Annotated in this window: 8 protein-coding genes; 3 read left to right on the top strand and 5 right to left on the bottom strand. The window is 39.5% G+C overall.

From position 1 onward, the window contains the following. The 5 genes from ispG to smpB all read right to left on the bottom strand — a co-directional run. The coding region (gene ispG, locus PSN35_RS04050; RefSeq protein ID WP_300029818.1) for a flavodoxin-dependent (E)-4-hydroxy-3-methylbut-2-enyl-diphosphate synthase at positions 1-870 on the bottom strand (870 nt) is incomplete at its 3' end. Then, on the bottom strand, positions 867-1,166 hold the full coding sequence (locus tag PSN35_RS04055) for a hypothetical protein (protein WP_300029823.1): 300 nt from the start codon (positions 1,164-1,166) through the stop codon (positions 867-869). The genes PSN35_RS04055 and ispG, both read right to left, overlap by 4 nt. Continuing rightward, positions 1,150-2,223, bottom strand: a complete 1,074-nt coding sequence (gene rlmN, locus PSN35_RS04060; RefSeq protein WP_300029826.1) for a 23S rRNA (adenine(2503)-C(2))-methyltransferase RlmN — start codon at positions 2,221-2,223, stop codon at positions 1,150-1,152. The genes PSN35_RS04055 and rlmN overlap by 17 nt, the downstream gene beginning before the upstream one ends. A 147-nt stretch (positions 2,224-2,370) precedes the next feature. Continuing rightward, positions 2,371-2,646, bottom strand: a complete 276-nt coding sequence (locus tag PSN35_RS04065) for an HU family DNA-binding protein (RefSeq protein ID WP_300029829.1) — start codon at positions 2,644-2,646, stop codon at positions 2,371-2,373. A gap of 172 nt (positions 2,647-2,818) precedes the next feature. Further along, the gene (smpB, locus tag PSN35_RS04070; protein WP_300029832.1) at positions 2,819-3,304 is read right to left on the bottom strand and encodes an SsrA-binding protein SmpB; all 486 of its coding nucleotides are present in this window, start codon (positions 3,302-3,304) and stop codon (positions 2,819-2,821) included. Here smpB and PSN35_RS04075 point away from each other — a divergent pair. From PSN35_RS04075 to PSN35_RS04085, 3 genes are all read left to right on the top strand, one after another. Next, on the top strand, positions 3,303-3,731 hold the full coding sequence (locus PSN35_RS04075) for a type II toxin-antitoxin system RatA family toxin (RefSeq protein ID WP_300029835.1): 429 nt from the start codon (positions 3,303-3,305) through the stop codon (positions 3,729-3,731). The genes smpB and PSN35_RS04075 overlap by 2 nt on opposite strands. Then, positions 3,731-4,255: a pseudouridine synthase gene (locus PSN35_RS04080; RefSeq protein ID WP_300029838.1), complete on the top strand. Its 525-nt coding sequence runs from the start codon at positions 3,731-3,733 to the stop codon at positions 4,253-4,255. The genes PSN35_RS04075 and PSN35_RS04080 overlap by 1 nt, the downstream gene beginning before the upstream one ends. Then, on the top strand, positions 4,242-4,999 hold a 758-nt coding region (locus tag PSN35_RS04085; protein ID WP_300029840.1), incomplete at its 3' end, for a ferritin-like domain-containing protein. The genes PSN35_RS04080 and PSN35_RS04085, both read left to right, overlap by 14 nt.

Here is a 4,999-nt window from a genome sequence, read left to right on the forward strand (position 1 = left end):
GCGTGACTCAAGTTCGTTTACCACCTTAACCACATCAAATTTTTGACGAGAACAAGAAGGGCAAGCAATCAAGTTAACACCTTTTTGCCTTAGGTTGAGTGACTTCAGAATGTCAAAACCTACGCGCACTTCATCAACCGGATCAGAGGCTAAAGAGACACGAATGGTGTCGCCAATACCTTCTGACAACAATAAACCCAATCCAATCGCAGATTTAACCGTGCCTGAGCGCAATGATCCTGCCTCTGTAATACCTAAATGCAACGGATTGTCTATTTGAGAAGCTAATTGCTTATAAGCAAATACCGTCATAAAAATTTCACTAGCCTTGAGCGAGATTTTAAAGTTGTCAAAATTAAGCCGGTCTAAAATATCAATATGCCTAAAGGCAGATTCGACCATGGCCTCAGGCGTTGGTTCGGTATATTTTTTTTGCAAGTCTTTTTCTAGTGAGCCCGCATTCACCCCGATTCTAATTGGAATACCGTGATCTTTTGCACTTGCCACCACCTCACGAATACGATCTTCACGACCAATATTACCTGGATTAATACGTAAACAATCTGCGCCATATTCCGCTACTTTTAGAGCAATTTTGTAATCAAAATGAATGTCGGTAATGAGCGGAATATTGGCTTGCTGTTTAATCTCTTTAAAAGCTTCTGCCGCTTCCATGGTGGGCACCGATACTCGCACCAAATCGGCTCCAGCCTCTTCAATGGCTTTAATTTGTGCCAATGTCGCTTCTACATCCGTGGTTTGTGTATTAGTCATACTTTGCACAGAAATTGGCGCATCACCACCAATGGCAACATTGCCTACATAAATTTGTCGAGATTTCCTACGCTGAATGGTATGTATTGGTTTCATTGTCGTTTAAATGTTTGAATAAGCTCGTCTAGGCCTTTGTTACTCTTGACACGTCGATCAACCATGGGCTGCTCAATGTCGCTAGATTTTATTATAATGCTAGTTGGCGCCTCAACTGTTTTTTTAGCTTTACTAACAATAATCAAGGTAGGATCATTAGTGGTTTTCACTGAGGAAAATTCAGTATTTTGATACCAATACACCGCCACCGAAATTACCAAAAAACCTAAAATCCAACTCTTGGTATTAGATTTTTTTTTAGCCTTAGCAGGATAATAATCAATTCCGTCGAGCATGAGTTCGTTTGGTTTTATCTTTAACTTTACCTGCAAGCTGCCCACAAGCTGCATCCACATCTTCGCCTCGAGCACGGCGTGTCATGGTGCGAATACCTCTTGAAAACAAAGTGTTCTGAAACTTCTCAATGGTTGAGGCGCTAGACACCTGATAATGAGACTGAGGAAATGGATTAAATGGAATTAAGTTTACTTTAGCCGATACGCCTTTTAATAGTTTTGCTAATTGCTCAGCATGCTGTTGAGAATCATTCACACCCTTTAACATAACGTATTCAAATAAAATATGGCGCTCTTGCGTGCCTGCATTTAAATAAATATCACAAGCGCTCATAAGCTCACTAATAGGGTATTTTTTATTAATAGGCACCAATTCATCACGCAGCTCATCCGTTGGCGCGTGTAGAGAAATTGCCAAACTGACTGGCACGCGCTGACTCATACGTTCTAAAGCTGGCACAACACCAGAACTAGAAATAGTTACTTTTCGACGTGATAAGCCAAATGACAAATCATCTAATAGTAAATCACAGGCACTGTAAACTGCCTCTTCGTTTAACATCGGCTCGCCCATACCCATGAACACCACATTAGAAATACGCTTACCACTTGGTTTTAATGCTAAATTAGCAATAAGCACTTGGGCGATAATTTCTCCGGTAGACAGATTGCGATTAAACCCCTGATAACCCGTTGAGCAGAAAGTACATGCCAGTGAACAGCCAACTTGTGAAGAGATACACAAGGTGCCACGATCTTTTTCAGGGATATAAACCGTCTCCACGTTATTGTCAGCACCCATATCGATTACCCATTTAATCACACCATCAAGTGCGTGATTTTTACTCACCACGGTTGGGAATTCAATACAGGCTATCTCTTTTAGGGTTTCACGAAGCTTTTTACTCAAATTAAGCATTTGATCAAAATCAAACACATGATCTTTGTAAATCCACTTCATGAGTTGCTTAGTGCGGTACGGTTTTTCACCTAATTGATTAAAAAAATCATTAAGTGAAGATTGATTTAAATTTAGTAGGTTCTGGCGCTCAGTCATGGGGAAGGCGTCGCATAATAGTAGCGCCGATCAATTAAACAAGATAGTTAATTATTTTACAAGATATGGTTAAGCTCACCAAGATTAAATAAAGGGCGAAAAAAAAGCACCCAAAGGTGCTTTTATCGTTAATTCAGCCAGTATGAATTAGCCGTTAACTGAATCTTTAAGTGCCTTACCAGCCTTAAACGCAGCCACTTTAGATGCTGCGATTTGAATCGTAGCACCTGTTTGAGGGTTACGACCTGTGCGCGCTGCACGATCTCTAACCACAAACGAGCCAAAGCCAGTTAATTGTACGCCGTCGCCACTAGCCATTGCGCCAGTGATTGCATCTGTTGTTGCATTAAGTGCACGAGTTGCGTCTGCTTTAGATAAGTTTGCTGCTGATGCGATTGCATCAATTAGTTCTGATTTGTTCATGATTTCCCTCAAGTATTTAAAAAGTAAAATTAAGCTTGGTATTGTTATAAGAAAATCCTTAATATGAATAAATCTTTACCAATTAATTTGAACTAATTATAGTTAAAAATTCTTGTTAAATCAATCATTTGCAAAAAAAAAAAAACGATTATACAACTCAGAATGAATTTGATTATTTATTAAGCTCTTTTAGGGTTCGTTGTTTGTCTCGTTGCCAATCTCTAGATTTGATATCTTGACGCTTATCATGGGCCTTCTTACCTTTAGCTACGCCAATTTCAAGCTTGACACGGCCTTTTTTCCAATACAACTTAAGTGGCACAACCGTGGCGCCCTTTTGCTCAATTTTTTCTCTTAATCGATTAATTTCAATTCGATTAAGTAGTAATCTACGTGTACGCGTAGGATCAGGATCAACATGTGTAGAGGCACTTTGCAAAGCTGAAATATGTGCGCCAAATAAAAACATCTCATTGTTTTTAACAATCACATAACTTTCTTTGATTTGCACTTTGTTGTCACGCAGGCTTTTTACCTCCCAACCCTCTAAAGAAAGCCCAGCTTCTAGTGTTTGTTCGATAAAATAGTCGTGACGTGCCTTTTTATTCAGCACAATCGTATTTGAACTTGTTTTAGGTTTTTTGGATTTTTTCGCCATGCATCAACTCTCTAAAAGTGCGCTCGTGCCTTATTCAGCTGAGCAAATGTACCAACTGGTTAACCAAGTTGATGAATATCCTAAATTTCTCAACTGGTGTTCAAATGCTTCTATTTTAAAGCAAACCAGTGAGCAAATCACCGCCTCGGTTGAGATTAATAAAACCGGATTAACCCAAAGTTTTACTACCATTAACACCTTAACACCCAATCAACGCATTGATATGCAGCTTAAGGAAGGCTTATTTAAACAACTCACTGGCGCCTGGGTGTTTACCAAATTAAACGACCAAGCCTGCAAGGTTGAGCTAAATTTAAGTTTTAGCTTTTCCTCTAAAGTGGTTGACATGGCCATCTCCCCTATTTTCACCAGCATTGCCAACTCACAATTAGAGGCATTTGTCGCCAGAGCTAAGGCGGTTTATTAATGTTGGTCGCCTTTAACAAGCCTTTTGGCGTATTGTGCCAGTTTAGTGGTGAAGGTGATACGTTGGCCAATTATATTGATTTAAAAAATATCTATCCTGCTGGTAGGCTCGATAAAGACTCTGAAGGATTATTACTACTCACAGATGACGGTAAACTCCAGCATAAAATCGCTCACCCAAAATTTGATAAAGAAAAAACTTATATTGTTCAAGTGGATGGCCAAATAACGCCCGAGGCTGTTGCTCAACTTGCTAAAGGTGTTAGCCTTAAAGATGGACTTACCAAACCCGCTAAAGCAAAAATCATTAATACGCCTGATTGGCTTTGGGATAGAAACCCACCTGTGCGTTTTCGTAAAAATATTCCCACTTCATGGTTAGAGCTTAAAATTACCGAAGGTAAAAATCGACAAGTTAGACGCATGACAGCGCATCTTGGCTTTCCGACCCTAAGACTTATTCGCACCCAAATTGGTGACTGGTCGTTAACTAATATCAATCCAGGCTGCTATGAACCCCTTTGATCTAAGCTATCAAGCATTAATGTGTGACAATGTTTCAGATAAAATTAAACACGTTGATCAGCTACATCGATTAAAAGATTTAGATAAGCTTGATTACCAACTTAATCATCCTGTAGAGCCAGTCAAGCATCCAGGCAGACCTGACAAACCCACATTAGCAAGATTTAATACCATGCCAAAACGGGGCAAGTCTGATTTGGGCTTTATTGAAACCATTCATGCTATTTGCCATATTGAATTCAATGCCATTAATTTAGCACTTGATGCGGTTTATCGTTTTCACGGTATGCCAAGTCAATTCTATCAAGATTGGATTAAGGTAGCCTATGAAGAGGCAAAACACTTTCAATTACTCAATAATTATCTGATTGAATTGGGTTATCAATATGGAGATTTTGATGCGCATAATGGCCTATGGAAAATGACCGTTGAAACTGACTATGACGTGTTAGCTAGAATGGCTTTAGTACCAAGGGTCCTTGAAGCCAAAGGCTTAGACGCCACCCCTAAAATTCAACGTCGTTTTGCCAGTTCAAAATTCAAACCGATGGTGAGCTTATTAGATATTATTTTTAATGATGAAATCGGCCACGTTAAAATTGGCAACCATTGGTTTCATTACCTCTGCCGAGAAAGACAACTAGACCCTATTAAAATCTTTGACGGCCTCATTCATAAACACTTGGGTGAATCATTACGCGGACCATTTAACCTAGATGCGCGCAAGTGTGCCGATTTTACCGA

Origin of the sequence: Candidatus Thioglobus sp. (assembly GCF_028599055.1) — a bacterium.
GTDB lineage: Bacteria > Pseudomonadota > Gammaproteobacteria > PS1 > Pseudothioglobaceae > Thioglobus_A.